At 68.8% G+C, this 26,287-nt stretch carries 27 protein-coding genes; 11 read left to right on the top strand and 16 right to left on the bottom strand.

Features of this window, described 5'->3' with window-relative positions:
* Window positions 1-19 precede the first annotated feature (19 nt).
* From ABD249_RS13300 to ABD249_RS13330, 7 genes are all read right to left on the bottom strand, one after another.
* Window positions 20-211 carry a CsbD family protein gene (locus ABD249_RS13300; RefSeq protein ID WP_344344346.1) on the bottom strand — a complete coding sequence of 64 codons (192 nt, stop codon included), beginning with the start codon at window positions 209-211 and terminating at the stop codon, window positions 20-22.
* Between the two features lie 71 nt (window positions 212-282).
* Window positions 283-885 (bottom strand): hypothetical protein, encoded by a 603-nt coding sequence (locus ABD249_RS13305; protein WP_344344348.1) that lies wholly within the window; start codon window positions 883-885, stop codon window positions 283-285.
* Window positions 882-1,424, bottom strand: a complete 543-nt coding sequence (locus tag ABD249_RS13310) for an Asp23/Gls24 family envelope stress response protein (RefSeq protein ID WP_344344350.1) — start codon at window positions 1,422-1,424, stop codon at window positions 882-884. The genes ABD249_RS13305 and ABD249_RS13310 overlap by 4 nt, the downstream gene beginning before the upstream one ends.
* Window positions 1,421-1,726: a hypothetical protein gene (locus tag ABD249_RS13315; protein ID WP_344344352.1), complete on the bottom strand. Its 306-nt coding sequence runs from the start codon at window positions 1,724-1,726 to the stop codon at window positions 1,421-1,423. The genes ABD249_RS13310 and ABD249_RS13315 overlap by 4 nt, the downstream gene beginning before the upstream one ends.
* Complete coding sequence (locus tag ABD249_RS13320; RefSeq protein ID WP_344344354.1) at window positions 1,723-1,911, bottom strand: hypothetical protein; 189 nt, start codon at window positions 1,909-1,911, stop codon at window positions 1,723-1,725. Before ABD249_RS13320 ends, ABD249_RS13315 begins: the two co-directional genes overlap by 4 nt.
* The gene (locus ABD249_RS13325; protein WP_344344356.1) at window positions 1,908-2,327 is read right to left on the bottom strand and encodes an Asp23/Gls24 family envelope stress response protein; all 420 of its coding nucleotides are present in this window, start codon (window positions 2,325-2,327) and stop codon (window positions 1,908-1,910) included. Before ABD249_RS13325 ends, ABD249_RS13320 begins: the two co-directional genes overlap by 4 nt.
* Before the next feature lie 467 nt (window positions 2,328-2,794).
* Window positions 2,795-3,421, bottom strand: coding sequence for a dihydrofolate reductase family protein (locus ABD249_RS13330; protein ID WP_344344358.1), 627 nt, complete (start codon window positions 3,419-3,421; stop codon window positions 2,795-2,797).
* Between the two features lie 306 nt (window positions 3,422-3,727).
* Here ABD249_RS13330 and ABD249_RS13335 point away from each other — a divergent pair, with 306 nt between their 5' ends.
* The 3 genes from ABD249_RS13335 to ABD249_RS13345 all read left to right on the top strand — a co-directional run bounded on the left by ABD249_RS13335 (window position 3,728) and on the right by ABD249_RS13345 (window position 7,118).
* Window positions 3,728-5,170, top strand: coding sequence for a hemolysin family protein (locus ABD249_RS13335; RefSeq protein ID WP_344344360.1), 1,443 nt, complete (start codon window positions 3,728-3,730; stop codon window positions 5,168-5,170).
* Window positions 5,167-6,198: a CNNM domain-containing protein gene (locus ABD249_RS13340; protein WP_344344362.1), complete on the top strand. Its 1,032-nt coding sequence runs from the start codon at window positions 5,167-5,169 to the stop codon at window positions 6,196-6,198. The genes ABD249_RS13335 and ABD249_RS13340 overlap by 4 nt, the downstream gene beginning before the upstream one ends.
* 107 nt (window positions 6,199-6,305) lie before the next feature.
* The gene (locus ABD249_RS13345) at window positions 6,306-7,118 is read left to right on the top strand and encodes a suppressor of fused domain protein (protein ID WP_344344364.1); all 813 of its coding nucleotides are present in this window, start codon (window positions 6,306-6,308) and stop codon (window positions 7,116-7,118) included.
* A gap of 69 nt (window positions 7,119-7,187) precedes the next feature.
* On the opposite strand, the gene ABD249_RS13350 is transcribed toward ABD249_RS13345, so the two are convergent.
* Window positions 7,188-8,177 (bottom strand): diacylglycerol/lipid kinase family protein, encoded by a 990-nt coding sequence (locus ABD249_RS13350; RefSeq protein ID WP_344344366.1) that lies wholly within the window; start codon window positions 8,175-8,177, stop codon window positions 7,188-7,190.
* A 107-nt stretch (window positions 8,178-8,284) separates the two neighbouring features.
* Between ABD249_RS13350 and ABD249_RS13355 the strand changes: the two genes are divergently transcribed.
* The 3 genes from ABD249_RS13355 to ABD249_RS13365 all read left to right on the top strand — a co-directional run bounded on the left by ABD249_RS13355 (window position 8,285) and on the right by ABD249_RS13365 (window position 9,671).
* Window positions 8,285-9,016 carry a DUF6994 family protein gene (locus ABD249_RS13355; RefSeq protein ID WP_344344368.1) on the top strand — a complete coding sequence of 244 codons (732 nt, stop codon included), beginning with the start codon at window positions 8,285-8,287 and terminating at the stop codon, window positions 9,014-9,016.
* A 71-nt stretch (window positions 9,017-9,087) separates the two neighbouring features.
* The gene (locus ABD249_RS13360) at window positions 9,088-9,342 is read left to right on the top strand and encodes a toxin HicA (RefSeq protein WP_344344370.1); all 255 of its coding nucleotides are present in this window, start codon (window positions 9,088-9,090) and stop codon (window positions 9,340-9,342) included.
* Window positions 9,339-9,671: a type II toxin-antitoxin system HicB family antitoxin gene (locus ABD249_RS13365; RefSeq protein ID WP_344344372.1), complete on the top strand. Its 333-nt coding sequence runs from the start codon at window positions 9,339-9,341 to the stop codon at window positions 9,669-9,671. The genes ABD249_RS13360 and ABD249_RS13365 overlap by 4 nt, the downstream gene beginning before the upstream one ends.
* A gap of 241 nt (window positions 9,672-9,912) precedes the next feature.
* Here the strand turns inward: ABD249_RS13365 and ABD249_RS13370 are convergent, their stop codons facing one another.
* From ABD249_RS13370 to ABD249_RS13385, 4 genes are all read right to left on the bottom strand, one after another.
* A complete protein-coding gene (locus tag ABD249_RS13370; protein ID WP_344344373.1) occupies window positions 9,913-10,443 on the bottom strand; it encodes a hypothetical protein in 531 nt (176 codons plus the stop codon).
* Window positions 10,444-10,472: 29 nt separating this feature from the next.
* Window positions 10,473-11,330, bottom strand: a complete 858-nt coding sequence (locus ABD249_RS13375) for an NAD-dependent epimerase/dehydratase family protein (protein ID WP_344344375.1) — start codon at window positions 11,328-11,330, stop codon at window positions 10,473-10,475.
* Window positions 11,331-11,421: 91 nt separating this feature from the next.
* Entirely contained in the window at window positions 11,422-11,835 is a 414-nt protein-coding gene (locus tag ABD249_RS13380; protein WP_344344377.1) for a hypothetical protein, read from the bottom strand.
* A 42-nt stretch (window positions 11,836-11,877) separates the two neighbouring features.
* Window positions 11,878-12,462: a helix-turn-helix domain-containing protein gene (locus tag ABD249_RS13385; RefSeq protein ID WP_344344379.1), complete on the bottom strand. Its 585-nt coding sequence runs from the start codon at window positions 12,460-12,462 to the stop codon at window positions 11,878-11,880.
* Window positions 12,463-12,561: 99 nt separating this feature from the next.
* On the opposite strand from ABD249_RS13385, the gene speB reads away from it, so the two are divergent.
* The 4 genes from speB to ABD249_RS13405 are packed head-to-tail and all read left to right on the top strand — an operon-like array spanning window position 12,562 to window position 16,041.
* Window positions 12,562-13,536 (top strand): agmatinase, encoded by a 975-nt coding sequence (speB, locus tag ABD249_RS13390; RefSeq protein WP_344344380.1) that lies wholly within the window; start codon window positions 12,562-12,564, stop codon window positions 13,534-13,536.
* Complete coding sequence (locus ABD249_RS13395) at window positions 13,533-13,922, top strand: YybH family protein (protein ID WP_344344381.1); 390 nt, start codon at window positions 13,533-13,535, stop codon at window positions 13,920-13,922. The genes speB and ABD249_RS13395 overlap by 4 nt, the downstream gene beginning before the upstream one ends.
* Window positions 13,923-13,969: 47 nt before the next feature.
* Window positions 13,970-15,370: a purine-cytosine permease family protein gene (locus ABD249_RS13400; RefSeq protein ID WP_344344382.1), complete on the top strand. Its 1,401-nt coding sequence runs from the start codon at window positions 13,970-13,972 to the stop codon at window positions 15,368-15,370.
* Complete coding sequence (locus ABD249_RS13405) at window positions 15,367-16,041, top strand: cyclase family protein (RefSeq protein WP_344344383.1); 675 nt, start codon at window positions 15,367-15,369, stop codon at window positions 16,039-16,041. Before ABD249_RS13400 ends, ABD249_RS13405 begins: the two co-directional genes overlap by 4 nt.
* A 9-nt stretch (window positions 16,042-16,050) precedes the next feature.
* On the opposite strand, the gene ABD249_RS13410 is transcribed toward ABD249_RS13405, so the two are convergent.
* Window positions 16,051-16,488: a hypothetical protein gene (locus ABD249_RS13410; protein ID WP_344344385.1), complete on the bottom strand. Its 438-nt coding sequence runs from the start codon at window positions 16,486-16,488 to the stop codon at window positions 16,051-16,053.
* A 359-nt stretch (window positions 16,489-16,847) separates the two neighbouring features.
* Window positions 16,848-18,878, bottom strand: coding sequence for an FAD-dependent monooxygenase (locus ABD249_RS13415; protein WP_344344387.1), 2,031 nt, complete (start codon window positions 18,876-18,878; stop codon window positions 16,848-16,850).
* Between the two features lie 432 nt (window positions 18,879-19,310).
* Here ABD249_RS13415 and ABD249_RS13420 point away from each other — a divergent pair, with 432 nt between their 5' ends.
* Complete coding sequence (locus ABD249_RS13420) at window positions 19,311-21,206, top strand: DUF262 domain-containing protein (RefSeq protein ID WP_344344389.1); 1,896 nt, start codon at window positions 19,311-19,313, stop codon at window positions 21,204-21,206.
* A 58-nt stretch (window positions 21,207-21,264) separates the two neighbouring features.
* Here the strand turns inward: ABD249_RS13420 and ABD249_RS13425 are convergent, their stop codons facing one another.
* Together ABD249_RS13425 and ABD249_RS13430 are read right to left on the bottom strand one after the other, a co-directional pair.
* Window positions 21,265-24,336 (bottom strand): restriction endonuclease, encoded by a 3,072-nt coding sequence (locus tag ABD249_RS13425; protein ID WP_344344391.1) that lies wholly within the window; start codon window positions 24,334-24,336, stop codon window positions 21,265-21,267.
* A complete protein-coding gene (locus ABD249_RS13430; protein WP_344344393.1) occupies window positions 24,336-26,219 on the bottom strand; it encodes a site-specific DNA-methyltransferase in 1,884 nt (627 codons plus the stop codon). The genes ABD249_RS13425 and ABD249_RS13430 overlap by 1 nt, the downstream gene beginning before the upstream one ends.
* Between the last annotated feature and the right edge of the window lie 68 nt (window positions 26,220-26,287).

The following is a 26,287-nucleotide window of genomic DNA, read 5'->3' on the forward strand; positions in this document are numbered from 1 at the left end:
TCGGGTCGGCCGGAGCCGACTACTTCTTGTCGCCGAAGACGTCCTTGGCGGCGTCCTTGACGTTCTCGCCGGCCTGCTTCGTCGTCGCCGAGGCCTGGTCCTTGCGGCCCTCGGCCTCGAGACGCTCGTTGTCGGTGGCCTTGCCGAGGGCCTCCTTGGCCTTGCCGCCGAGCTCCTCGGCCTTGTTGCTGATCTTGTCTCCGAGACCCATGACGTGCTCCTTCGATGATGATGGTGTGGCGACGACGGGCGTCGACGCCGGGGGATGAGGCTGGTGGTGGCTCAGGCCGCGCGAGCGGTCTTCGCCATGGAGGCGCGGACGCCGCTCGTGAGGTGCACGACGATCGGGGCATCGATGCCGATGCGCTCGCGCGTCGCGACCGCCGCGGTGGCGGCGCGGTCGGCGATCTCGTCGAGTCGGGCGTGCTGTCGCACGTCGACCGCCGCTCGCCAGGCGCTGCCGCCCTTGCGGCGCCATGCCGAGACATGGACCTTGAGCACGTCGGGGTGGGCGCCGAGGGCGTCGATGTAGACGTCCTCGACGAGGCCCGCCTCGATGACGACGTCGTCGGAGACGACGGCGTCGGACGTGCGGCCCTTGCCGCGCGTGGCGGCGTGGACGATGGCCCACACGAGGGCGATCACGGCGACCGCGACGAGCGCGACCGTCCAGAGCGCCGCCGGGTCGAGGCTGCCGACCGAGAGGCCGAGCTGCGCGGCGAGCGCGTCCCAGCCGTCGGCGACGGCCTGCGGTGCGGCGTTCCATGCCTGCGACGCCTGCTCGGGCCAGATCTGCCGGGCGACGAGCACGCCGCCTGCGAGGATCCAGCCGAGGCCGACGAGCGTCAGCACGATGCGGTTCCAGCCGCGGTTCGTGGTGGTCATGCCGTGCCTGCCTTCACGTCGGCGCGCAGGCCCCTGCGGGGCTGCAGCGCATCGATGGTGGTCGTCGCGGCCGAGCGGGCCGCGTCGAGGTCGGCGTCGAAGCCGGCCTGCGACTCGAGCACCGTGCGCGCGTGGCGTCGACCGAGCACGGTCCGTGCGGAGTCGGCGCCGACGCGGGCCGCGCGGGCGGCCGTGCCGGAGATGGCGCTCGCGAGCGTCGAGTCGTCGACGATCACGACGACGCCCTCGCGCTGCAGGGCCCTGCGGCTGCGGCGCGCGCTCGAGAGGCCGAGCACGAGCCACACGATGCCGACGAGCATGATGCCCGCGCCGGTCGCGATGCTCGCGGCGCCCGAGGCGGTGAGGAACGTGTGCACGCCCTCGCCCGTGATGCCGCTGGGCAGCAGGCCCATGGGGCCCAGGATCGCCACGAGCGCGCCTGCGAGCAGGATCAGCGCCGTCACGATCAGTGCGATGGAGGACGTGAGCGAGCGCGAGCGATGCAGCTCGCGGCGCTCGTAGCGTCGCATCCAGCTCATTCGACCCTCCTTCGGTCATCCAGCTGCGTGAGTCCGGTGATGCGCACGCGCACCCGGTCGAATCGTGCGCCGGTGAGCTCGCTCGATCGAGCGCTCACGGCGTCGCGGCCGCGGGCGGCGGCGCCGAGCACGGGCTCGGCACCGCCGTACGGCGTCGCGATCTCGACCTCGAGGCGGCCGTGGTCGGCGTGGACCTTCGCCTTCACGCCCTTGCGGGCGGTGCGGAAGGTGTCGGCCGTGGCCGCCTCGACGATCGCCCGGATGGCGCGCGGCTCGATCGAGACGCGGCCGGGGATGGTCATCCTCGGCTCCGCCCCTGTGCCGCGTCCACGGCTGCTCGGACGTTGAGGCGCCCGGTGGCGACGCCACCGATGACGGCGCCGATCGCTCCGAGGAGCAGGGCGATGAGGAATCCGCCGAGGCCGAAGGCCAGGCCGAAGAAGGCCAGGATCAGGCCGGCGAGTGCTCCGATGGTGTAGCCGTTCATGCGACTCGCGACTCCTCTGCGTCATCGTCGTCCTGGCCGGGGATGAACACGTCGGTGACGGTCACGTTGATCTCGGCGATCTCCATGCCGACGAGCTCGGTGATGCTGCGGGCGACGGCGCGACGCACGTCCTCCGCGACGACCTGCAGCTGCTCGGGGTACTCGACGACGATCGTGACGTCGGCCGCGACCTGCTTCTCGCCGACCTCGACCTTGATGCCCTGACCCTGGTCGCGCTGGCCGATCGCGTCGCGGACGTTGCCCACGAGGCGGGCGGCGCCGCCACCGAGGTCGTGCACGCCGCGCACCTCGCGCGCTGCGATGCCGGCGATCTTCGCGACGACCGGGTCGACGACCGTGGTCGTGCCCGAGACGGCGGCTGCGGCTGCGGTGTTCGGAGTGGGGGTGGTAGCCATGGTGGCTTCCTCGCTTTCTGTGCTCTGAGGTCCTACGTGAATGAGACGTCGCCACCTGGCGATTCGTCACGAGGAATCTTGCTTCGATTTCGAACGGCATAGATGAGCGCTTGTCAGGTTCCATTCGCGGCGGTAGTGGGGCCGGATTGCCGAGAGCGACACGATCAGCGGCGAGAAGGGTACGCATGGCGTTGCTCGGGGTACGCCATGGCGTCATGACGTCGCGTCAGCGACGCTTGGATGCATCACGCGTCCGACGTGGCGCGCCATGTCGTGCAGGAGTCCACCTCGGGCCATGTGGCCCGGTCGCCCATGACGACGGGTGGGGGACGTTCGGGCGCGATCGGACGCGGCCCGCTCCTATGGATCTCGCGAGAAGGATGGCGAGATGCGCCGGACGGCGTCGCGCGGCACCTGGCGATGCGCGGTTCGAGAGGTGGTGCGAGGCCGCGCGTGCGGCCGCCCGCCTATGCGTCGGAGCCCGGGAGGTGCTCGGCGGCGTCCTCGTAGGCGGCCGGCGTCCGACCGCCCGCCGTCGGGCCCGCGGCGGCGCGGTAGATGGTGCGCAGCATGCCGGTGGGCAGCGCCTCGGCCTTCACGAGCGAGAAGTGCTGCATGCCGGCGCCCTCGGAGAACAGGCGCTCGCCCGTGCGCGCGGCGACGGGGTGGATGAGGAGGCGCAGCTCGTCGAGCTGGCCCGCCTCGAGCAGCGCTCGCACGATCTGGATCGAGCCGGCTACGAGCACCTTGCCGACGCCCTCGTCGCGCAGCGCCTTCGCTGCGGCGACGACGTCGCCCGTGCGCTCGACGTTGCGCCACCCGAGGTCCTGCGTGCCGCGCGTCGCGACGACCTTGCGCAGGTCGCCGAGCTCCGTCGCGAAGCCGGCGTCGTCGCCGCCCGCTGCCTCGCGGTCGGGCCAGGCGCCCGCGAACGACTCGTAGGTGACGCGACCGAGGATGAGCGCGTCGACGTCGGCGTAGTCCTCTCCCACCGCGGCGCCCACCGCCTGGTCGAAGTAGGGGAAGTGCCAGTCGGGGTCGATCTCGGCGACGCCGTCGAGCGAGATGAACAGGGTCGAGACGATGGTGGTCACGCTGGCTCCCGAGGTCGGTTGCGGCGAGCCTAGGCGAGACCGCCGACGCCCGCCACGGCACCTACCGTGGCCGCGAGCAGGCTCGCATCCCGGCGCACCGCGTGCCCCGATCCCTATGGCCTTCCCATCGATCGAGGCCGGGAGCGCCCCTATCGGCACCTCGGGTCGCGATCGCTCCCTAGCCTGGAGGCACTGCGTTCCCTGACCCACGAGAGAGACACCCGTGAGCCATCGAAGCCCCTCCTCCGACGCGGAGGGTCGATCACCCAGCCCGCACCTGACGATCGCCCGAGGGGGTGACCTCTCGTGCTCGCCGCAGCGTTGACGCTGCTGCTGGGCGTGCTCCTGACGTTGGCGATCATCGCCGCATGCGGCTTCTTCGTGGCGCAGGAGTTCGCGTACATGTCGGTCGACCGCTCGCGCATCGCCGCGAAGGCCGCCGCCGGCGACGTGCAGGCGGCGCGCGTGCAGGCCATCACGAAGCGCACCTCCTTCATGCTGTCGGGCGCCCAGCTGGGCATCACCGTCACCGGCCTGCTCATCGGCTACGTCGCCGAGCCGCTCATCGGCGAGTCGCTGGGCACGCTCCTCGGTGGCGTCGGCATCGACCCGACCGTGAGCGTGCTCGTGGGCACGTCGCTCGCGCTCGTGCTCGCCACGATCGTCACGATGATCTTCGGCGAGCTGTACCCGAAGAACTACGCCATCGCGAACCCCGAGCCCCTCGCTCGCGCCCTCGCGATCCCCACGCGCATCTACCTCCTCGCGTTCGGCTGGCTCATCGCGGTCTTCGACGTCGCCGCCAACGCGCTCCTGCGCCTGCTGCGCATCGAGCCGCTCGAGGACGTCGACGCGAGCGCGACCGCGAGCGACCTCGAGGCGATCGTCGAGGAGTCGCGGGCGAGCGGGCACCTGCCTGCCGACCTGTCGGTGATGATCGACCGCATCCTCGACTTCCCGCAGCGCGACGTCGAGCACGCGATGGTGCCCCGCTCGCGCGTCGACGCCGTCGCCCCGACGACGACGATCGGCGAGGTGCGCGCGCTCATGGCCGTCGCCCACACGCGCTATCCGGTGGTCGACGAGCAGGACTCCCCCGTCGGCGTCGTCGAGCTCATCGACGTGCTGCGCTCCGGCGCCGCCGACGACGCGCCGGTCGCCGACGTGATGCGGGAGGCGGTCGTGCTGCCCGCGACGATGCTGCTGCCCGCCGCGCTCGACCGCATGCGGGGCTCGCGCGACGAGCTCGTGTGCGTCGTCGACGAGCACGGCTCGTTCGACGGCATCCTCACGATCGAGGACCTCACCGAGGAGGTCGTCGGCGAGCTCTCCGACGAGCACGACCTCGACGTGGAGCCTGCAGTCGTCGTCGACGGCGACCGCACGTGGGTGCTGCCCGGCGACGTCCACGTCGACGAGGTCGAGCGCCTCATCGGCCACGACCTGCCCGACGCCGACGACGAGACCATCGCCGGCGTCGCGATCCGCCACCACGGCGACCTGCCCGCCGAGGGCGACGTCGTGCGCGTCGACCTGCCCGAGCGGGCGGGCGAGACGGTCGAGGGCATCGAGATCGACCGCTGGCTCGAGATCGAGGTCGCGGCCGTCGAGCGGCACGTGCCCTCGAGGGTCGTGCTGCGGCTCCTCGAGCTCGACCGAGCGGATGCGGGCGCGGACGCCCGCTCGGGCGCGGATGCGGCGGCCGACGCCGTCGACCCGCGCGCCCTCGGCGAGGAGGTCGCCCGATGAGCCCGTGGATGGTCGCGCTCGTCACGACGCTGCTCATCGTCGCGAGCGCCTTCTTCGTCATCGTGGAGTTCGCGCTGCTCGCCGCCCGCAGGCACCGGCTCGAGGAGGAGGCGCCCCGCAGCGCGTCCGCCCGTGCCGCGCTGCGCGGCGTCAACGAGCTCACGGTCATGCTCGCGTTCGCGCAGCTGGGCATCACGGTGTGCACGTTCCTGCTCGGCGCCGTCACCAAGCCGGCGATCGACTACGCGCTCTCGCCGGTGCTCGAGTCGTGGGGCCTGCCGTACGTGCTCGCCGACGTCGTCGCGTTCATGCTCGCGCTCATCGTCGTCACCTTCCTGCACCTCGTCATCGGCGAGATGGCTCCGAAGTCGTGGGCGATCGCGCATCCCGAGACCGCCGCGAAGGCGACGGGCATCGCCGCGCGGGCGATGACGTGGCCGCTGCGCCCGTTCCTGCTGTGGATCAACCACATCGCGAACCGGCTCGTGCGCGCCTCGGGCGTCGAGCCGGTCGAGAAGGCCGCGGCGGGCGGGCAGGACGTCGACACCATCCGCGAGCTCGTCGCGCACTCGCGGGCCGCGGGCACGCTCGAGCAGCAGTACTCCGAGCCGATCGCGAAGGCCATCGCGCTCACGACGCTCGTCGTCTCCGACGTCGTGCGGGCGGATGCGGTGCCGACCTCGGTGCCCGCGGGCGCGACGGCCGCCGACGTGCAGGCGGCATCCGCCGCCTCCGGCCACCTGCGGGTGCTCGTCGGCTCGGATGCCGGCGCACGCGTGGTGCACGTGCGCGACACGCTCGCCGTGCCCGCGTCGACGCCCGTGTCGTCGCTCGCGCGCGACGCCTTCACGGTCACGGCGGATGCGTCGGTGCACGACACCCTCGCCCGCATGCGCCGCGAGCGCGCCCACCTCGCGACCATCGTGTCGGATGGGGCGCTCGTCGGCGTCGTCACGCTCGACGACCTGCTGCGCGAGGTGCTGCCGGGCGCTGCCGGATCGGCGCCGGCGGCGGCTGCGCAGGCGTGAGGGTCGGGGCGGGGCCGTGCGCCCCGCCCCGTCGCTCCGGGGCTGCCCGGCGGCGAGGTGCCGCCACCTCCCACCGCGCGCGGAGCCCGCTCCGCGACACTGGTCGGGTGACCGACACGACCTTCCCCGCCCACGTCTTCGACGCGCTCGGCGTCGACCCCGCCGTGCTCGACGACCGCATCGGCGGCACCGTCCGCGTCGCCGTGAAGCGGCCCGCCGACGGGCCCATCACCCTCATGACCGTCGGCGCCTCGCTGCTGCCGACCGACTCGGGCGAGCGCGTCGAGCTCGCGGTCGAGGTCGTCGCCGGCCAGGAGGGCGCCGGTCGCGTCGCGCTCGAGATCGTGTGCGACGACATCGCGACGAACCATCGCGTGCCGCCGGTCGGAGCTCCGTGGCGCAACAGCGAGCCCTTCCTCCGCGGCACGCGCATCGCGGCGATCCTGGCCACGCCGTCGCGGTGGGGTGCGTCGTTCGACGAGGTGCGATCCGCCGACGGCGAGCTGCTCGGCCACGTGCGCACGCTGCGGCTGCTGACGATCCCCGAGGCGACGTACGCGAACGCGAACGGCTGGGACGCGCTCGTCGAGGCGGCGGGCTCGGTCGACGCGCTGCTCGACGTCACGCGCGACGGCGCGGTCGAGGCCGGCGGCATCGCTGGCAACGCGCCCGTGTTCCTCTCCAAGATGCACGCCGAGCATCCCCCGCGCTGGATCACGTTCTCGGGCCAGGACCTCCAGTCGGTCGTCGGCCTCGAGTCCGACGAGTACATGCAGGACAGCGCCAACATCGAGATCCGCTCGGTCGACGCGTTCGTCGCCGCCTACCCGTGGGTCGCCGGCTTCGTGCGCTCGGCGCTGCCGGGCCAGACGGCGCTGTTCACCGACGACTCCGGCGCGTACGTGCTCGAGGACGACTAGGCGTCGACGGCGGCGAGGGCCGCCCGCCGGCCTCGGCCCACGACGCTGCCGACGATCGTCGTCGCCGCGTCAGCCCCGCGGCACCCGCAACGTCAGCCCGTGGTGCACGACCGACAGCGCGACCCCCACCACGTCGCCCACGGTGTCGCCGTCGAGCTGCAGCAGCTGCGGCTCGTCGAAGCGCGCCTCGAACTCGGCGGCCTGCACGTGGGCGAGCTGCTTGAGGTCGGGCGTGCGCTGCAGCATCTGCCTGCCCGCGGTCGAGCGGTGGAACATGCTGTACGCGGCAAGGCGCGAGCCGATCTGCATCCATCCGAACGCGCCCGTGGGGCGGAAGGCGACGACGTCGAGCAGCCCGTCGTCCATGACGGCGTCGGGCAGCAGCAGGATGTTGCCGGGCAGCGTGCCGCAGTTGCCGACGATGATCGTGTGCGCGCGCAGGCTGCGCGAGCGGCCGCGATCGATGCGATAGCGGAGGCCGAACTGCGCGTTGCCGAGGATCGAGCGGGCGATGGGGTCGACGTAGGCGCCCCAGCCGATGCGTCGCTTGAGCTCGGCGCTCGTGTTCGCGGCCATGTTCGCGTCGAGGCCGATGCCCGCCATCACGAGGAATGCGCGGCGCGTGACGACGCCGTCCTCGGTGCGGGTCGCGGCGAAGCCGACGTCGAGCGGCCGGTCGACGCCTGCGAAGGCGCCCCGGACCGCACGCGGCAGGTCGGTGAGGCTCAGGCGCAGGTTGCGGGCCAGGAGGTTGCCGGTGCCCGAGGGCAGCAGCGCGAGCGGGATGCCCGAGGCGTGCATGGCCTCGGCGACCGCGCGCACCGTGCCGTCGCCCCCCGCGACGAGGATGACGTCGGGATGCTGCGCCGCAGCCTCGCGCGCGGCTGCGGCACCCGCATCCGCAGCGCCCGTCTCGAACCAGAGCGACGGCGCCCAGCCGTGCTCACGCTCGGCCGCCTCGACGGCGGCGCGCAGCACCGCCTCCCGTACCTTCACGGGGTTGAACACCACGGCTGCGACGGATCGCGCGCTCGTCGGCGCGAGCTCGTCGTTCGTCACGCTCTCGACAGTAGGGGGCGGGTGCCATGCGCTTCCCCTGCGCCGCCGATGGACTACGGGGCGGCCGAGCCAGCACACCTCTCAGCCCTGCGCCCTACGCTCGCGCCATGGAGCCGCCGAAGCCGACCATCGACGTCACCTTCGACATGCGCAGCGACGCAGGAAGCGGTGACCCCGACACGACCAGCGCCACCCTGAGGCGCTACCACCAGCTGCTCTGGAGCAAGGCGCTGCCGAACGGCACGATCTTCGATCTCGACATCTCGAATCGACGTCGATACCTGCATCACGCGTCGCTTCTGGGCGAGTTCTTCCTCGCCAGCGACACCTGCGTACCGACCTATCGCTCATGGCGCCGACTCGCTCCGATCATCGAGCAGTGCGCGCCCGACGAGCTCGACGAGTTCCAGCACCTCAACCACACCATCGCGGGGATGATGGTCTTCCCCGGCGAACGCCGACCAGGCGTGCAGACGCTGAACATGGCACGGGGATGGACCGCGTCGATCGGCGATCGCCTCGATCTCACCCTCGAGTGCATCCGCCTCTTCTACGAGGGCGAGGCGAGTCCGCTCGGCTCGGTCCTCGAGGCGTATCGCGACTTCTTCGACCTCTTCGAGTCCTTCGACCGGTACGTCGAGTTCTTCCTGCTGCAGGATCTCGTCGGCCCGGACGGTGGGGTCGCCTTCATGCGGTCCTTCCGCGGATTCGACGAGAGCCCGCTGCCGGAGGACGCCGCCGACTACCGCGACTACCGATCGAGCTGCGTGGCGTTCCTCCGCGCGCGGAACGAGCGCATCGCTCAGTGGGCCGCGACCGAGCTGCCGTCTCGCGCTTGAGCGCTGCGCGGCGCGGTCGCACCTGTGGAGACCTCGACCCGGCGTAGTACTGCAGGTAGTATCGTGCGCGAGTGCCGAGCATCGAGCGAATCCTGGAGCAGATGCGTCGAGCGCCCGCAAGGGTTCGCTTCGACGACGTGGCGAAGGTGTGCGCGCATCACTTCGGCGCTCCGAGGACGAGCGGATCGTCGCACCGCGTCTACCGGACACCATGGCGGGGCGATCCGAGGGTCAACATCCAGCGCAGCAAGGATGGATCCGCGAAGCCGTACCAGGTCAAGCAGGTCCTGTGGGCGATCGACAGGTTGGCGAAGGAGGAGCCGTGAACGCCGAGCACTACACCTACCGCGTGCAGTGGTCGATGGACGACCACGAGTACGTCGGCACCGTGGCCGAGATGCCGTCGCTCTCATGGCTCGACGAAGACCAGGAGGCAGCCTTCGCGGGCATCCGTCGGCTCGTCACGGAGGTCGTGGCGGACATGGAGGCTGCGGGCGAGACGCCGCCCGAGCCGATCTCGGAGCGGAGGTTCTCCGGCAGGTTCGTCGTCCGCGTGGGCGAGGAGATCCACCGCCGGCTCGTGCTGGAGGCCGCGGAGCAGAAGGTCTCGCTCAATGCGCTCGCCTCCAACCGTCTCGCCGGTTCGCGCCACTAGCTGGCATTCCGTCGAGAGTCGTCGCTGGCCGCAGGCGACGCCGCCGATGGCCCACGGCGCGACGTGGTCCGTCTCGTCGATCGCGCCGCGCACCGGCACGTCGGCGAGCGGACCGGTCAGCAGCTCGACGCTCGGGCGACGCATCACAGCGTCGGCGGCGGCGGCGGTGAAGACCTCGGCACCCGTGCACGCACGTGGCGTGCCTCCGATGAGCCGCCGACGGGCTACGCCGTGCGGCCGCTCATCCCCACCGCTCGCCGGTGTGGGCGTGGTACTCGCCTGCGGCGATCGCCTGCAGCAGCGGGCGCACGTCGAACGCGGCAGGATTCACCGCGATGCGGCTCCCGTCGCGCGAGCGCACCTGCAGCAGCGGGGCACCGTACGCACGCGTCAGGCTCGACGACGCGATGTCGTCGTAGACCACGCACCGCACGCGGCCGAATGCCGTGCGCTGGTACACGCGGTCGTCGAGCACTGCGAGGCGCCAGTTGCGATGCATGAGCACGAGGCCGACGCCGCCGACGACCATCGCGACGGATGCGATGCGCATCGGCAGCGGGTCGTCGGCGTCGTCGAGCGTGAAGGCGACGAGCGCCATCATCGCCCCGGCAGCGACGATGACCCACGCGAGCACCGCGAAGGCGATGGGAAGCCGCACCCCACCGTCGATCGCGGCCGTCGGCCGGCGCCGCATCCATCGGCTGACGAGCGCGATGGCCACGGCGACGAGCAGGGTCAGCGCCGCGGCGAGCACGATGCGCGTGGCGTCCATCCCTCAATCCTCCCGCGAGCGACGGCTGGTCACGCGTCGACGCGATCCACCCAGGAGAACCTGGGCTGGAACCCGAGCTCGCGCCTCGCCTTCGCGTTGCTGAGCAGCGTCGCACGGCCCTCGATGGGCGCGCGCCGCTCGAGCCCCGCGAGGGCACCCGTCAGCAGCTCGACGCTCGGGCGGCGCATGACGGTGTCATCGGCGGCGACGATGAACACCTCGGCACCCGTGCGGTCGGCCTCGACGGCGAGCCGCACCGCCTGCGCCGCGTCGCGATGGTCGATGTAGCCCCAGAGGTTCCACGACCGGGCCGACAGGTCGTCCTGCCACGAGTCGAAGCGTCGGTAGTCGTCGTCGGTGAGCACGTTCGAGAAGCGCAGGCCGATGATCGACGCGTCCGGCTGCCAGCGGGCGAAGTGCCGCGCCATCTCCTCCTCGACCGCCTTGCCGAGCGAGTACGTCGACTCGGGCCGCACCGTGTACTCCTCGTCGACGGGCACGTACGGCGGCGGCGTCTCGAACGGCAGGCCGAGCACCGTCTCGCTCGACGCCCACACGACCTTGCGGATGCCCAGCATGCGAGCGGCGGCGAAGATGTTGTAGCCCGAGACGGCATTGTTGGCGAAGATCGTCGCGTTCGGCCGCTTGCCCGGCGCCGGCACCGCGCCGAGGTGCACGACGGCGTCGAAGCCGCCGAGGCGGTCGTCGACGCCGCTCATCGCCTCGACGACCTGCCCGAAGTCGGCGAGGTCGACGATGGATCCGCCGTCGGGCCCGTCGGGCGACGGCGCCTGGTCGATGCCGAGCACCTCGTGCCCGTGCTCGCGCAGGTGGGCGACGGTCGCGCGGCCGACGCGGCCGGATGCTCCGGTGACGAGGATCTTCATGGTGCTTCCCTTCGGCGGCGAGTGCCTCATGTGAACGCTAGGCCCGAGCGCGACGAGCGGCGACGGGTTGCGCCTACCGCCCGCGACGTCGTCAGCAGAGGTCGCAGACGCCACTCAGGGGCATGCGGGATCCGCAGTTCGGGCACGCCTGCGCCTCGCGTTGGTATCCCTTGCCCTGGGTGTAGCCACCGTCTCTGATCTTGTTGCTCGGAAGGAGGATCCGGGTCCAGTCGTTCTCACCGTCGCGGTAGTCGATGAATCCACGATTGATGTAGACGGTCTTGAGGCTGCCCGCTTCCTTCAGGCCGATGTACTGACCGCTCGAGACGATGTAGCAGCGCTGCTCGTACTCACGCTCGGAGAGATGGTCCCGGACGGCGGCGAGGTTGTCCGACGGGAGGTTGAACGCCTCGAGTGCTGCCTCGATCGTGTCGAAGGTCCTGCGGTCAGGCATCTTCGCCCCTTCACCGTGTCGCGCCGTCTGCGCAAGCGATGCAGACAGCATGCCGGATGCATCCGACATCACGTCTCAGACAAGCGACCGCCCCTACGCCGACCCGCTCCACGGCGCCGGCACCAGCACCCACAGCACGACCGCCGGCTCACCGCCCTCGACGCGCCACGTGTGCGGCTCGCGGCCGGGGAAGGTGACGGCGTCGCCCGCGACGGCGAGCACCGAGCGGTCGACGAACTGCAGGCGCACCGTGCCCGAGACGACGTGCAGCACCTCGACCTGGCAGTTGATCGTGTAGAGGTCGGTGCCGCCGTGGGCATCGGGCGTCAGCTCCGAGCGCAGCAGCTGCAGGCGCTCCTCGCCGCGCGGCGTCATGAGCCGGTCGTCGACGTGCGCGCCGCCGAGGTTCACCCGCGGGGCGGCGTCGAACGAGACGTGGTGCATCTCGGGCTCCTCGAAGAGGGCACCGACCGGCAGCGAGAGCACCTGGCACAGCTGCACGAGGGTCGCGAGGCTCGGCGACGTCTCGTCGCGCTCGACCCGACTGAGGAAGCCCTTCGACAGCCCCGTCGTCTCCGCCACCTGCGCGAGCGTCATGCCCTGCGCAGTGCGCACCGACCGCAGCCTGGCGCCGATCGGGGCGATGGCGGCGTCGGCCGCGGGATGGATCGCACGCATGGTGGGCCTTGTCCTCGAGCACGGCATCGCTTGACGCCCGACTCCACGCGGGAGTACGGTCGCCCATAGTTGTCCCAAGGATACAGAAGGTTGCCCAATATGCAACACGGCGAACCCGCAGCGCCGCGAGGTCCGGTCGACGCGAGCCGCGTGCCGCGCTTCGCCGGCATCGCGACCTTCGCGCGCCTCCCCCGCCTCGACGAGGTCGGCCGGGCGGACATCGCCGTGGTCGGCATCCCGTTCGACGGCGGCGTCAGCTACCGGCCGGGCGCGCGCTTCGGCCCGGCGCACGTGCGCGAGGCCTCCCGACTGCTGCGCCCCTACAACCCCGCGCAGGACGTGCATCCGTTCGGCGCGCAGCAGGTCGCGGATGCCGGCGACATCGCCGTGAACCCGTTCGACCTGTCGGAGGCGGTCGCCGAGATCGAGGCCGGCGCGCACGCACTCGGCCAGGACGTGGATCGCATCGTCGCCATCGGCGGCGACCACACGATCGCGCTCCCCCTGCTGCGCGCCGTGCACGCGCAGCACGGGCCGGTCGCGGTGCTGCACTTCGACGCGCATCTCGACACGTGGGACACGTACTTCGGCCAGCCGATCACGCACGGCACGCCCTTCCGCCGCGCATCGGAGGAGGGCCTCATCGACCAGACGGCGAGCATGCACGTGGGCATCCGCGGTCCGCTGTACTCGAAGGAGGACCTGCGCGACGACGCACGCCTCGGCTTCGCCGTCGTCACGAGCGAGGACCTCGAGGAGGAGGGCGTCGCCGCCGCGATCGCCCGCATCCGCGCCCGCGTGGGCGATGCGCCGCTCTACATCTCGATCGACATCGACGTGCTCGACCCCGCGCACGCCCCCGGCACCGGCACCCCCGAGGCCGGCGGCCTCACGAGCCGCGAGCTGCTGCGCATCCTGCGCGCGCTCGCCGACCTCCGCATCGTCGGCGCCGACGTCGTCGAGGTCTCCCCCGCCTACGACCACGCGCAGCTCACCGCGGTCGCGGCGAGCCATGTCGTCTACGAGCTCCTCAGCGCCATGGCGCCGCGGACCGCATCCGAGGAGCAGGCATGAGCGACCCCACCGAGCAGGACATCCTCGACGCCGCCGCGGCGATCGTCGACGCGTTCGCCGCCACCGACGGCGATCGCTACTTCGCGCTCTTCGCGCCCGAGGCGAGCTTCATCTTCCACACGGAGCCGCAGCGGCTCGACCGCCGCGAGGCCTACGAGGCGCTGTGGCGGGAGTGGGTGGCGAGCGGATGGCGCGTCGTCTCGTGCGTCTCGAGCGAGCAGCTCGTGACCCCGATGCCCGGCGGCGCCGTCTTCTCGCACACGGTCAGCACCTCGGTCGTCACGCCCGACGGCCCCGAGTCGTACGAGGAGCGGGAGACGATCGTGTTCCGCGCCTCCTCTGCCGGGCTGCTCGCCATCCACGAGCACCTCTCCCCCAAGCCCTGACCTCTCGCATCCGCCGGCATCGGCCCGCGGCCACCCAGGAGACGAAGATGTCCCTCATCGCACGACTCGAACGCCGCATCGCCACGGATGACGACGACGGCAGGCCCGTGCGCGGCACCCACTCGCTGGGTCGCACGCTCATGATCTGGCTCGCCGCCAACCTCGTCGTGACCACCCTGCTCACGGGCACGCTGTTCGTGCCCGACCTGCCGTTCGGCCTCGTCATCGCGCTCATCGTCGGCGGCACGCTCGTGGGCGCCGCGGTGCTCGTGACGATCGGCGCCATCGGCACCCGCACGGGCCTGCCGACGATGGCGCTCACGCGCGGCCCGTTCGGCACGCGCGGCAGCCTGCTGCCCGTCGCGGTGAACGTGCTCATCCTCATGGGGTGGAGCTGGGTGCAGGCGATGCTCGCCGGCACCGCCCTCAACTACATCGTGGCGACGACCACCGGCTTCTCGAGCCCCGTGCTCTTCGCCGTGATCTGCCAGACGATCGTCGTGATCCTCGCGATCTTCGGCCACGCGGGCGTCTCGCGCGTCGAGCCGTGGTTCGCCGCCGTCATCCTCGCGATCGCCGCGTACATCCTGGTCGTCGTGCTGCTGAACGCCTCGCCCGCCGACTTCTCCGGCATCGCCCGTCCCGACGCGCCGTTCTACACGGCGGGCCTCGCCTTCGACGCCGTCGTCGCGACCGCCATCTCGTGGACGGTGCTGTCGGCCGACTTCAACCGCTTCGCCGCCTCGACCCGCGCCGGCGTCATCGGCTCGGGCATCGGCTACACGCTGTCGACCGTCATCTCGATGTCGCTCGGCGCCACCGCCATCGCCTACGTCGTCATCCGCGGCGGCGAGCCGGTGGCGTTCGACCCGGTGACGATCATCGAGCCCTTCGGCGCCGCCTTCGCCGTCGCCATCTTCCTGTCGGTCATGGCGACGAACACGATGGTCGTCTACGGCATGGTGACGAGCGTCGTCAACGCGCTGCCCGGCGCCCGTGTGCGCTTCCTGCCGACGGCGCTCGTGCTGGGCGCGGTGTCGATCGTCGGCTCGACGTTCTTCGGCCTGCTGAACCAGTTCACGACGTTCCTCGTGACCATCGGCGCCCTCTTCGCACCGATCTTCGCGATCATGATCGTCGACTACTTCATCGTGTCGCGCGGCAGCTACGACCGGGACATCCTGCGCGCGAAGGGTGGGCGGTTCTGGTTCCGCGGTGGCGTGAACTGGATCGCCGTGGTCGCCTGGGCGGTCGGTGCGGTGATGGCGTACGTGTGGGCGTACGTGTGGCCGCTGCCCATCGGCGCGACGGTGCCGGCGTTCCTGCTCACGGTCGTCGTGTACCTCGCGGCGTCGTGGGGGCGGCGGGCGTCGACGCCTGCGGTCGCGAGTCGGCACCTGGCGGACGAGACCGTCGGCGACGAGGCTCCGGTCTCGGCCTCGGCATGACGCACGCGCGCCCCGTCGATGGCGCTGGTGCCGGGCGGCTGGTCGACCTCAGCCATCCGATCGTCGACGGCATGACCGTCTACCCGGGCGACCCGTCGGTGCACGTGTCGTCGGCGCTGTCGGTGGAGTCCGATGGCGTCGCCGTGGCCTCGCTGCAGATGGGGTCGCACACCGGCACGCACATCGACGCGCCGTCGCACACGGTGCCCGGCGGGCGGACGATGGCGGACGTGTCGCTCGACGAGCTGTTCGGGGAGGCGCTGGTGATCCGCGCGCCGGGGCTCGCGCCTCGGGAGGTCTACGGGTGGGAGCGGCTCTCGGCTGCTGGTGCCTTGCCGGACCTTGTGCCAGCGATCGTCGTGATCGACACGGGATGGGCGCAGTGGTTGGGTTCTGAGCGGGCGCTCGAGCATCCCGCGCTCGATGCGGATGCGGCGCAGGAGCTGGTCGATCGTGGGATGCGCATCCTCGCGGTCGACACCCTCAGCCCTGACCTGACCGGTGGCGGGTCGGCGGACTTCCCGGTGCATGACGTGGTGCTGGGAGGCGACGGGCTGATCGTCGAGAACCTGTGCGGGCTCGAGGACGTGCCCGACCGCACGCGCATCGGCTTCTTCCCGCTGCGTCTGGCCGGCGACGGTGCGCCGGTCCGGGCCGTCGGCTTCGTCTAGGACCGCGGCTCAGTCGCTGCTGCCGGTCCACGTACTCTCGACGACCTGCAGCAGTTGAAAGCGCTCGTCAGCGGACAACCCATCGGCATCGAACACGATGACGATCCGATCAGATCGGTAGAGGTCGGAGTCGTCGTAGACGACGGCCTGTCGGGCGAGATCGAGCGAGAAGTATCGGTACATCGAGACGCCGTCACCTTCGACGCCCTCCATGCAGCCGAAGCGGTCTCCACAGGCGTCGGCGGCGGGTCTCGGCGCATCCGCGAACCCGGGTGTGGTGTTGGTCATGAGTTCTGCGAGCATGAGGCCGGGTCGCGATTCGTCGACGAGTCGCCAGGCGATCGCGGTCCCGCCGAGTGTGATGAGCACACCCAGCACGAATGCTGCGAACGCGAGAAGCGCGGAGACGACGATCAGCGATCGTCGGGGCGGGGCGGAAAGGGTCATGGCGCTCCCGGTCAGTCAGGTGTCGACCCGTCGACCTTCTCGCCACTGCTCGCGTGCAATCCCAGGAACGGACGATCCGTCGTCGCCGGACCACAGATCCACTGCCGTCCTTCACCCAGCGGGCGGGCCACTGCGGGCCCGCCCACCAGTTCAGCCCTTGCCGAGGGTGCTCCCGGCGTTGGACTTCGCTCCCGAAGACGACGAGGACGACGAGAGCGTCTTCCCTGCCTTGGAGAGCGCTGCCTTCGACGGCTTGGCCATCTCGGCTCCTCCCATTCGAGGCGTACCGGCTCGCGCCGGTGCGGATCGGCGATCCACGCCACCGATCATCCGTGCGACCACCGACGACACGCTGGCGCTCAGCGCGAGAGCTGCAGCGCTCCATCCAGGAATGAGGTCAGGTCCCCCGCAGCGTTCAACGGCAGCACCGTCGCCACGTACTGATCCGGCCGCACGAGCACCATCGCCCCATCGCGCGACACCTCGCGCGCGTCGAAGATGTCGGCGTCGAAGTCGGTCCCGACCGCCATCTTCGGCGCCGCGGGCAGGCAGTCGCGCGGGGCGATCGCGGCGTAGACCTTCTCGTAGTCGGTGAGCTGCAGCGATCCGACCTTGGGGAGGAAGAGCGGCGGCACCTCGCCGAGGTCCACGTCCTGCCACGCCTGCTGCAGCACGACCTTCACGTCGAAGACCGCATCCACGTCCGCCCCCTCAGGCGTGAAGCGCGCCAGCACCTCGGGCGCGGCAGAGGCGAACGTCGCGAGCGCCTCCCCCGACGCATCCGCGAACGCATACAGCCGCCAGCGGCCGTCGGCGCGGTGCTGGTGGCCGAGCTGCACGAAGTTCGCATCCGCGACGCGTGCCACCGGGTACGACTTGAAGCGCTTGCCGATGGGGAAGCCGGCGGCGAGCGCCTGGTGCTCACCCGTGCCGGTGATCATCGACGGCTCGTACGTCGTACGGAATCCGTAGAGGAACTCGGCCTGGTCGACGTAGAAGCGCGTCATCTCGTCGGGGTCGGCGAGCTCGGCCGACTTCTTCGCCATGAGGCTTGACCACGTCTTGTCGTAGTCGATGAGGTTCTGCGCCACGACCTGTCGCTCGGCCGAGTACGTCTCGAGCAGCGCCGCGGGGCTCTGCCCGGTGAGCACGGCGCCGAGCTTCCACCCGAGGTTCAAGCCGTCCTGCATCGACACGTTCATGCCCTGCCCGGCCTTCGCCGAGTGCGTGTGGCACGCGTCGCCCGCGATGAACACGTGCGGTGCGCGCTCGGTGCCGTCGGCATCCACCCCGTCGTCGAAGCGGTCGCAGAGGCGGTGGCCCACCTCGTAGACCGAATACCAGGCCACGTCCTGCACCTCGAGCGTGTACGGCGAGAGGATCGCGTTCGCGCGCTTCGCCGTCTCCTCGACGGTCGTCGTGCGCACCTTTCCGGCGTCGTCGGCGCTCACCTCGCCGAGGTCGACGTAGAAGCGCACGAGGTGCCCGCCCTCGCGCGGGATGAGCAGGATGCTGCCCGCCGCCGACTGGATGGCGCACTTCATGCGGATGTCGGGGAAGTCGGTGGTGGGCAGCACGTCCATGACGCCCCACGCGTGGAACGCCTGGTCGCCGGCGAGCGTGCGGCCCATCGAGCGGCGCACGTTCGAGCGGGCCCCGTCGCAGCCGACGACGTACTTCGCGCGGATCTGGCGGGTGGGCCGGTCGTCGCCGCCGGTCGGGATGGATGCGGTGGGCGGCGCCGTCGCTTCGTTCACCGCGAGCCGCGCGGCCTCCGCGTGCAGACCGGTCGCGGCGGCGAGCGCCGCATCATCGGCCTCCTTCGTCGCGCCGGAGTCGCGGATGGTGACGAGCACGGGATGCGTCGGGTGGTCGTCGCGCTCCTGGGCGACGAACTCGATGCCGAAGTCGGGCTCGATGCGGCCGGGGCCCTGCAGCGCGGCCTCGGCGAAGTAGTCGAGCACGCGCGCCTGGTTGACGATGAGGTGCTCGAACTCACTGATGCCGTTCGCGTCGTCGTCGGTGCGCTTCGTGCGGTGGATCTTCGCCGGGTCGTCGTCGCGCGGACCCCAGAAGCTCGTGCTCGTGATGCGGTAGGCCTCCTGCGTGATGCGCTCCGCGAACCCGAACGCCTGGAACGTCTCGACGCTGCGCGCCTGGATGCCGTCGGCCTGGCCGACGGCGAGGCGGCCGGCGCGGCGCTCGATGATGCGCGTCGTGACCGAGGGGTACTGCGAGAGCTGCGCGGCGAGGAGCATGCCTGCGGGGCCGCTGCCCACGATGAGGACGTCGACCTGGTCGGGGATCTCGGTCGGGCGATTGATGCCCGTGCCGCGCGCGGGCTGGACGCGGGGGTCGCCGGAGACGTACCCGTCGTGATGGAACTGCAATGGGTCCTCCGTCGACTGCGTTGTCGTGCGAGACGCTCCCGTTCGATAATCGAACGACACGTTCTTCTTCTGAGTCGAGAGTACGGGGCGGTGGCTCGCCTGACAAGACGCGGTCAGTCACCGGCGGGCACCTCGAGGCCAGGCGGGTTTCGAGCCGGCAGCCCGTGCGACGCCACACCGGCAGTCAGTCAGATGTCACGCCAAGACTCAGTTCGGCGACGTCGAGGACAGCCACGAAGGCCGGAGCGCGTACGTCAATAGTGGTCGCGGGCATGGAGGATCCCTGGATGCAACAAGGACCCGAGCCCAGACGGGCGAGCTAACCGTGAGGCCAGAGGCTGGCGCCGACACGCAAGGTCGCGTCAATCAATCGAAGCACCCGCGCAGAAACAGCCATAGCGTAGTCCGAGTCAACGGCCGAAGGGCGACATCATGCAGCAACCCAGCAAAGCCAACGCAACCGAACTCTTCGAGGGGCGCAAGCACTACGCGATCCCGTCCTACCAGCGGCCTTACGTGTGGACGGAGGAAGACCAATGGTCCCCGCTGTGGGACGACATCGTGCGCGTCACCGAGAGTCACCTGAGCCCGGGCTCGAAGCAGTTCGCGAGCCACTTCCTCGGCGCGGTCGTGTTCGAAGTCAAGCGCGCCGGAAGCTCGGGGTTGATCGAGCTGAACGTCATCGATGGACAGCAGCGACTGACCACGCTGCAGCTGATGCTGGACGCGGTGGAGTCGGTCTTCGTGGAACACGAGCGCTTCGAGGAGGCAGAACGCCTCGAGGAGCTCATCCTCAACAAGCAGTCGACGTACCGCTCAACGCAGCAGCGATTCAAGCTCTGGCCCTCTCAGGCGAACCGAGACGAGTTCGCGCACGCCATGGACCCGTCCGAGCCACGTCCCCCCGAGGTCGGACAACTGACGGGGGCCCATGAGTTCTTCCGCGGTGAGGCGCGTCGGTGGCTCTCGGGTGCACCCGATGCCGATGGCCGTACGCCCCCCGCGGACCTCGCAGACCGCGCCCATGAACTCGCCGAGACACTGGCAGGACGGCTGGTCGTCGTGGCGATCGACCTCACGGGCGACGATGACGCCCAGTTGATCTTCGAGACTCTCAACGATCGAGGGACTCCTCTGCTCAAGGCAGACCTGATCAAGAACTGGGTCTTCCGACGCGGTGAAGAGCTCGGCGCCGACGTAGATCTCTGGTCCCGAAGCATCTGGGAGGACTTCGATACCGACTGGTGGCGCAGAGAGATCGTCCAGGGGCGCGCGAGCCGGTCGAGAGTCGACATCTTCCTGCACTACTGGCTGACGATGCGGAGGCAGGAAGAGGTCAAGCAAGAACTCGCCTTCCGGACCTTCATCGACTACGCCGAGCCCTTCATGACCGACGCCGATAGGGCCCATAGATTCCTACGGGAACTCCGAAACGATGCGGATACCTATCGGGGGCTCGGCGACTTTGCCTCGGACACAGTGATCGGACGTTTCCGCTCTCGCGTCATCGAGGCCATGGAGCTCGCTGGAACTACCCCGGTGTTTCTCTGGGTCATCTCGCGCAACCACGGCGTCCCGAGCGATCAAGTCGAAGTTGGGCTTGATGCGATCGAAAGTTGGGTCGTGCGTCGCACAATGCTTCAGCTGACGTCCAAAGACATGAACAAGCTTGTCGTCGCGTTGTTGAAGTCGCTTCGCAACCTGGATCCCGCCGCCTCCGGGGAGGCGATCCGCTCGTTCCTCTCCCAGCAGACGGCGGGAACTCGCGAGTGGCCGTCAGACGAGCGTTTCGTCGACGATCTCGTCCGCCTGAAGATGTTCGGCAACGTGAAGCAGGGCCGCATCGCAACCGTGCTCCGCGCCGTCGAGGCACACAAGAGGGCCGAGAACCCGAAGTTCGGGGCCGTCACACTCCCGCCCGGGCTGACGATCGAGCACATCATGCCGCAGAAGTGGCGAGTGCATTGGGAAGCGACCCTTCCGCTCGAGCCCGAAGCCGCCCAGCGGCGCGACCGACTCGTCCACTCGATCGGCAACCTCACCCTGGTCACGCAATCGCTGAACTCGTCACTCTCGAACCGCCCTTGGACAGATGCAGACGCGAGTGGACTTTCAGAAGGCGGCAAGCCCGGTCGCGGCAAGTGGAGCCTTCTCGAGCAGTTCAACCTGCTCGTGCTCAACAAGGAGGTCCTCGAGTACACGGACGCGTGGGCTGAGGCCGAGATCGCTGCAAGAGGAACGGCGCTCGCTCGCGCAATCACCGAAGTCTGGCCCGGGCCCGACCGCGAGATACAGGCGGCAGCGCAAGCGTCCACCCTCATCGACTAGGACAGTCGGCTTGCTCGACAGGTTGGCAGCGAGTCCGTCAGCGCAGGCGGTCTAAAGCTCAGACTGGACCCGTGGCCTGCTGAAGCAGGCTCTCGAAGTCAGTCACGACGTCATACCGAACGGCGTCGGGGTCCTCCGGTCGGGCAAGATCCTCGAAGAATCGCTTGGCGCAATCGATCTTCGCTTGCTCGACCGGCCGGAGGTCGAAGGCGTCCGCCGAGCCCTTGGTCTCCGCTACGAAGTAGACGTGCCGGACCCTGTCTCGGTCGAACGCGATGGCCCAGTCCGGGTTGTAGCGCCCGACCGGTGTTGGGATGGAGAACGCACGAGGCAACTTCGAGTAGACCACCACCTCGCCACTTGCTTCGAGAGCCTCGAGGAAGTGTCGTTCGACGGCAGAGTCCGTGACGACGAAGTCCTGGACGCTCTTCTCGAGGCGTGCGCCGAGGCTGCTCAGCGGAACTGAGGTCTGCCCGCCCGCGAAGATGTGCGAATCGAGCGCGCCATCCACAAGGTCGTACGCGATGTGCTGAACGACGCGATCTGCCTTCGCCGCGTCGATGAGGCGGCTTGCCTCTGTGATGAAGCGCTCAGGATTCCGTCGGAACAAGGCGAACGTCGTGGGCTTGATTCGCCTCAAGATCTGAGCGCATGTGCGCCTGGTCAACGCAGTCTTTGCAGCAACCTCGCCGATCAGGTCATACGTCACGGTCGAACCTGCGCTGAGGCTGGCATGCTCCAGTCGCGACTGATGCCCGGCGAAGCCCGTGCCCTCGGTCAGATCATGCGCCTCGAGGTCCGCGGCCTGCACCCCCTCCTCGACGACGTACTGCATGGCGGGGACCTTGAGCGAACCATCGAGCGAGGCCACCGCCTTATCGACAAGATCGTTGGAGTCGAACTCGACTCGGTAGATAGCTCGCTTGCTGATCCGTTTCCAGAGGTCCTGGAATTCGGATCGTTCGAAGTTCGCAGCGTTCAGCGCGATCGTCGTGGCTGCACGCCCATCTATCGGTCGCGGGATGTCGACCACCAGCGCGTCGATGAGTCCGATCACCTGGTGTGCGAACGCCGCGAGCGATTCGGGGAGCGCCGGCAGCTCCCCCGCGAGATCGCGATCCATCCACGCTGGCGTCAACTGGTCCAGGTGATCCACGAATCCGTGCATTGCCAGCCAATGGCGGAGCTGCAGAGATTCGTCGGCGGAGATCACCTTCGCCTCATCGCGCGCCGCGTCGAGGACGACCTGTCCCTCGAAGTACTTTGGCATCGCCTTGCGCGGTCGCGCGGAGAGGGTGCTCGCAATCTCCTGTTGCAGACCCTGGACGAAGCTCGCATACGCCTCGTCGGTCACGACCGTCAGCACGTTGATGTCGTGCACCGCTCCCGGCGCGTCAGTTCGCTCGCCACGCTGATTGACGGCGATCCGCAGCCCGCGGCCGATTTCCTGGCGACGAGACGTCGTGCTGTCGCTACGCTTCAGCATTCCGATCGTGAAGACGTTCGGGTTATCCCAGCCTTCACGGAGCGCCGAATGTGACCAAACGAAGCGCACTGGCTCCGCGAGGCTGAGCAAGCGTTCCTTGTCCCGGAGGATGAGATGGTACGCGTCGGAATCGTCCGAGGATCCAGCTTCATCGCCGGTCTTCTTGATTCTTCCGTCGACCTGCGTGCCGGATCGCTTGTCGACGGAGAAGTAGCCCTGATGCGTCGCACGCGCCGAGATGCTCTCGAGATACTCGCGGTACGCACGCGACTCGTCGTCGAGAGCAAGTTCGCCCAGCAACTGGGACACGGCCCGCTGATACTCCTCTTCGAACGCGAGCGCGTACTCGCCAAGGGTGTCCGCACGCCCGTAGTCCCGATAGCGCGCGACCGTGTCGATGAAAAAGAGCGACAAGACTTTGATGCCCTGCCCGAAGAGCCGGCGTTCCTTGTCGAGGTGAGCCGCGATCACCTCTCGGATCTGAATGACACGCTTCACGTCGTCGGTGACGTCCTTGCTGATCTCTCCGACAGCAATCTCGTCGCCGCTGCTCAGAGTGACCGTCGCCGTCGCCGCGTCGACGTCGATCACGATCAAGTCACGATATGCCTCAATCCCACCGGAGAGATCGTGCAACCTGGTGCCTCTGCTAACCCGGCGCACCTGCCTTCCGATCCCGGACGCCGACGACACCTCGAGCTCGACGCGAGCGCGCGGAAAATCGGGGCCACGACCGACCTCGATTCCATCGACGAAAAGGTACGCACTGCTTCCCGCAAGGGCACGCACGGAGATGCCTCGCACCTCGATGCGCTTGACCAGCTTCCGTCGATACGCGTCGACGGCATCGAGACGATGCACCTTGTCGTGGTCGATGCGATGTGTCGCCGAGTATCGGAGGGCGAAGAGAGCCTTGAACGCCGCCAGCGATTGCAACGTCTTCGAGGGCTTCTTCGGATCGCTACCGAGCCGCTGCGGCTCATCGATGATCAGAATCGGACGGTTCGCAGCGATCACATCGATCGGGCGCCTCGACTGGAACTCGTCGAGTTCCTCGTTGATGCGCCTCGCGTCGGCCCCGGTCGCATTGAACGCCTGAGCGTTGATGATCATCACCTGCACTCCGGGATTCGCGGAGAAGCTCTCGATCTCGTGAAGTCGTCGCGAGTTGTAGACGAAGTGCCTCGCCTTCGTCTCGTACTCCTCTTCGAAATGGGCGGCCGTTGCAGCGAATGTCGTCGACACGCCTTCCCGGATGGCGATACTCGGCACGACGACGATGAACTTCGACCAGCCGAAGCGTCGATACAGCTCCATCATCGTCTTGATGTACACGTAGGTCTTTCCCGTACCCGTCTCCATCTCCACGTCGAGGTTGATCGGCGCAGCGGGGCTGGCGACAAGGCCGGTGGAACGCTTGAGGCCCGGGGTGATTTGTTGCACTCGAGTGATGTTCGCGAGCAACTGGTCCCGTCCGAGCGCGAGCTCAGCGTTTCGAAGCCCGGAGTCGACTGCCATACGGTTCGAGCGCCCAGGGTCAATCTGATACTCGATGCCGTCCAGTCTCGGTTGGCCAGAGAAGCACTCGACGACGGCGTCAACGGCCGCGGTCTGATGCGGCTGGACCTTGAACTGAAGCTCCATCACAGCGCCCTAAGTCGGGTGCCGGGTGCGAGCTCAGCGAAGACTTGCTCAGCGTTGATTCGCGCAGCGTCCGTCACAAACCCCGCATCTTTGACGACGGCCCTCAGAGGTTGACGACGAGCCATCTCCAGCACGACGGCCTCCGTGAGGCGCTCGCTGAAGCAGGCCAGCAAAGCGCCACCGTCTACGCTCATGATCGTTTGCCCGTCGATCTGCTCGCGCTCCAGCGGAAGCGTTGGGTCGACCCCCCACTCGAGCAGAACCTGAAACAACAGATCCTCGTCGGAACGGTCTTCGTGGATCGAGGCCGCCAATCCCAGAAGGGTCGCCTGGTCAAGTTCATCCGCCGTGGTCAAGACGTCGACGAAATTGCTCGAGCCGACCCGGAGCGCTCGAAAGCCAAAGTCCGCGTCTCCCAGATCCGACTTCCCGCGGATTTCGTCAGCCGCTCGACGGATTCGCTCACGGCTAATCTCTGCAATGTGCGAGAAGCCCGCCTTCGCCGCGCCCGACCGCGGGTCGACGGTCTCATCAAGCTGCACAAGGACGAACCGACGCCGACCCCTGTCACTCGCGTTCGCGGCCATGACGGCATGTGCCATTGATCCCGAGCCCGCAAAGAAGTCCATGACGATGTCGTCGTCGGCGGTTGTCATATCGACGAGTGTCTGAAGCACGGTCTCGTCCTTGGGAAAGTCAAATACCGCCGCACCCAGAAGTTCTCGAAGACGTTTAGTCGCGGCGCGCCCGTCTTGATAGAAGACACTATAAGCCACTTCCATCTCAGTGTCCTGGAGATAGCGCTTGATAGTGGGAACCGTAGTCTCATCGGGCCCGAAGTGGATCCGATCCTCCCTGAGATACGTCGCCATTGCATCCTGTTGAAGACGCCACCCTCCCGTAGGGATCCTGACAGGCCGGCCTGTCTTCGGGTGCAGGACCTCGAATCGCGGTCCACCACCATTCGGCCACGAGATGTCACCCGGAAAGTACACACCGCGGGCGTCCACGCGCGAGTAGTGCTTGTTCCGTTTACTTTCATCGCCGTCCGGGAGCGACGAGTACCACTTCCTGAGCCCGGCTGACGCCGCCTCAAAGTCTCCGTCATGAAGTCGGACCTGCGAAATAGCGGTCTTGTAAATCGCGTCGAGGCCCCTCTTGCGCACCTTCCAGTCAATTGCTCGTTCCCGCAGTCCGGTAAGGTCGCGAGCGAAGCAGATAATATACTCGTGCGACGCCGAGATGAATCGTGAATCATTCTTGCGCCCGGCAGCCCAGACCATTGTGCCGACGAAATTACCCGCGCCGAAGACTTCGTTGCCGAGGTGCTTGAGATTCTCAAACTCGGCGTCGTTAATTGACATGAAGATCACGCCGTCCTCGCGAAGGAGGTTGCGCGCTAGCTTCAGCCGCGGATACATCATGCTGAGCCAGTCAGAGTGAAAGCGACCATTCGACTCAAGGTTCGCCTTTAGCCTCTCGCCGGTCGAGGCGCGCTGGCCTGTGCGCTCCAGGTATGACTCTGTCGACTGCGAGAAGTCGTCTGAGTATACGAAGTCGTTGCCAGTGTTGTAGGGCGGGTCGATGTAGATGAGTTTGACCTTGCCAAGGTACGACTCCTGGAGGATCTTGAGTGCCTCCAGGTTGTCTCCCTCGACGAAGAGGTTGCGTGTGGTGTCGAAGTCGACGGAGGCATGCCGCATCGGTCGCAAAGTCTGTGTGGTCGGCGCACTGGCAACGAACGACGCGGCGCGCTTCCCTGGCCAGTTGAGGTGGTAGCGCTCCTGCGGTCCTTCAACGATGTGATCCGAGAGCTCCTGGCGCAGGGCGTCGAAGTCGATGGCCCGGCGCACCGCGCCGCCCTTGTCACGGGTCTCGACCACCGAGCCAGGGAAGAGACGAGCGATAGCGTCAATATTGTGCGCTGTCTGATCTCGCGAGTGCATTGTGA

It is taken from the genome of Agrococcus versicolor (assembly GCF_039531815.1).
Classification (GTDB): Bacteria; Actinomycetota; Actinomycetes; order Actinomycetales; family Microbacteriaceae; genus Agrococcus; species Agrococcus versicolor.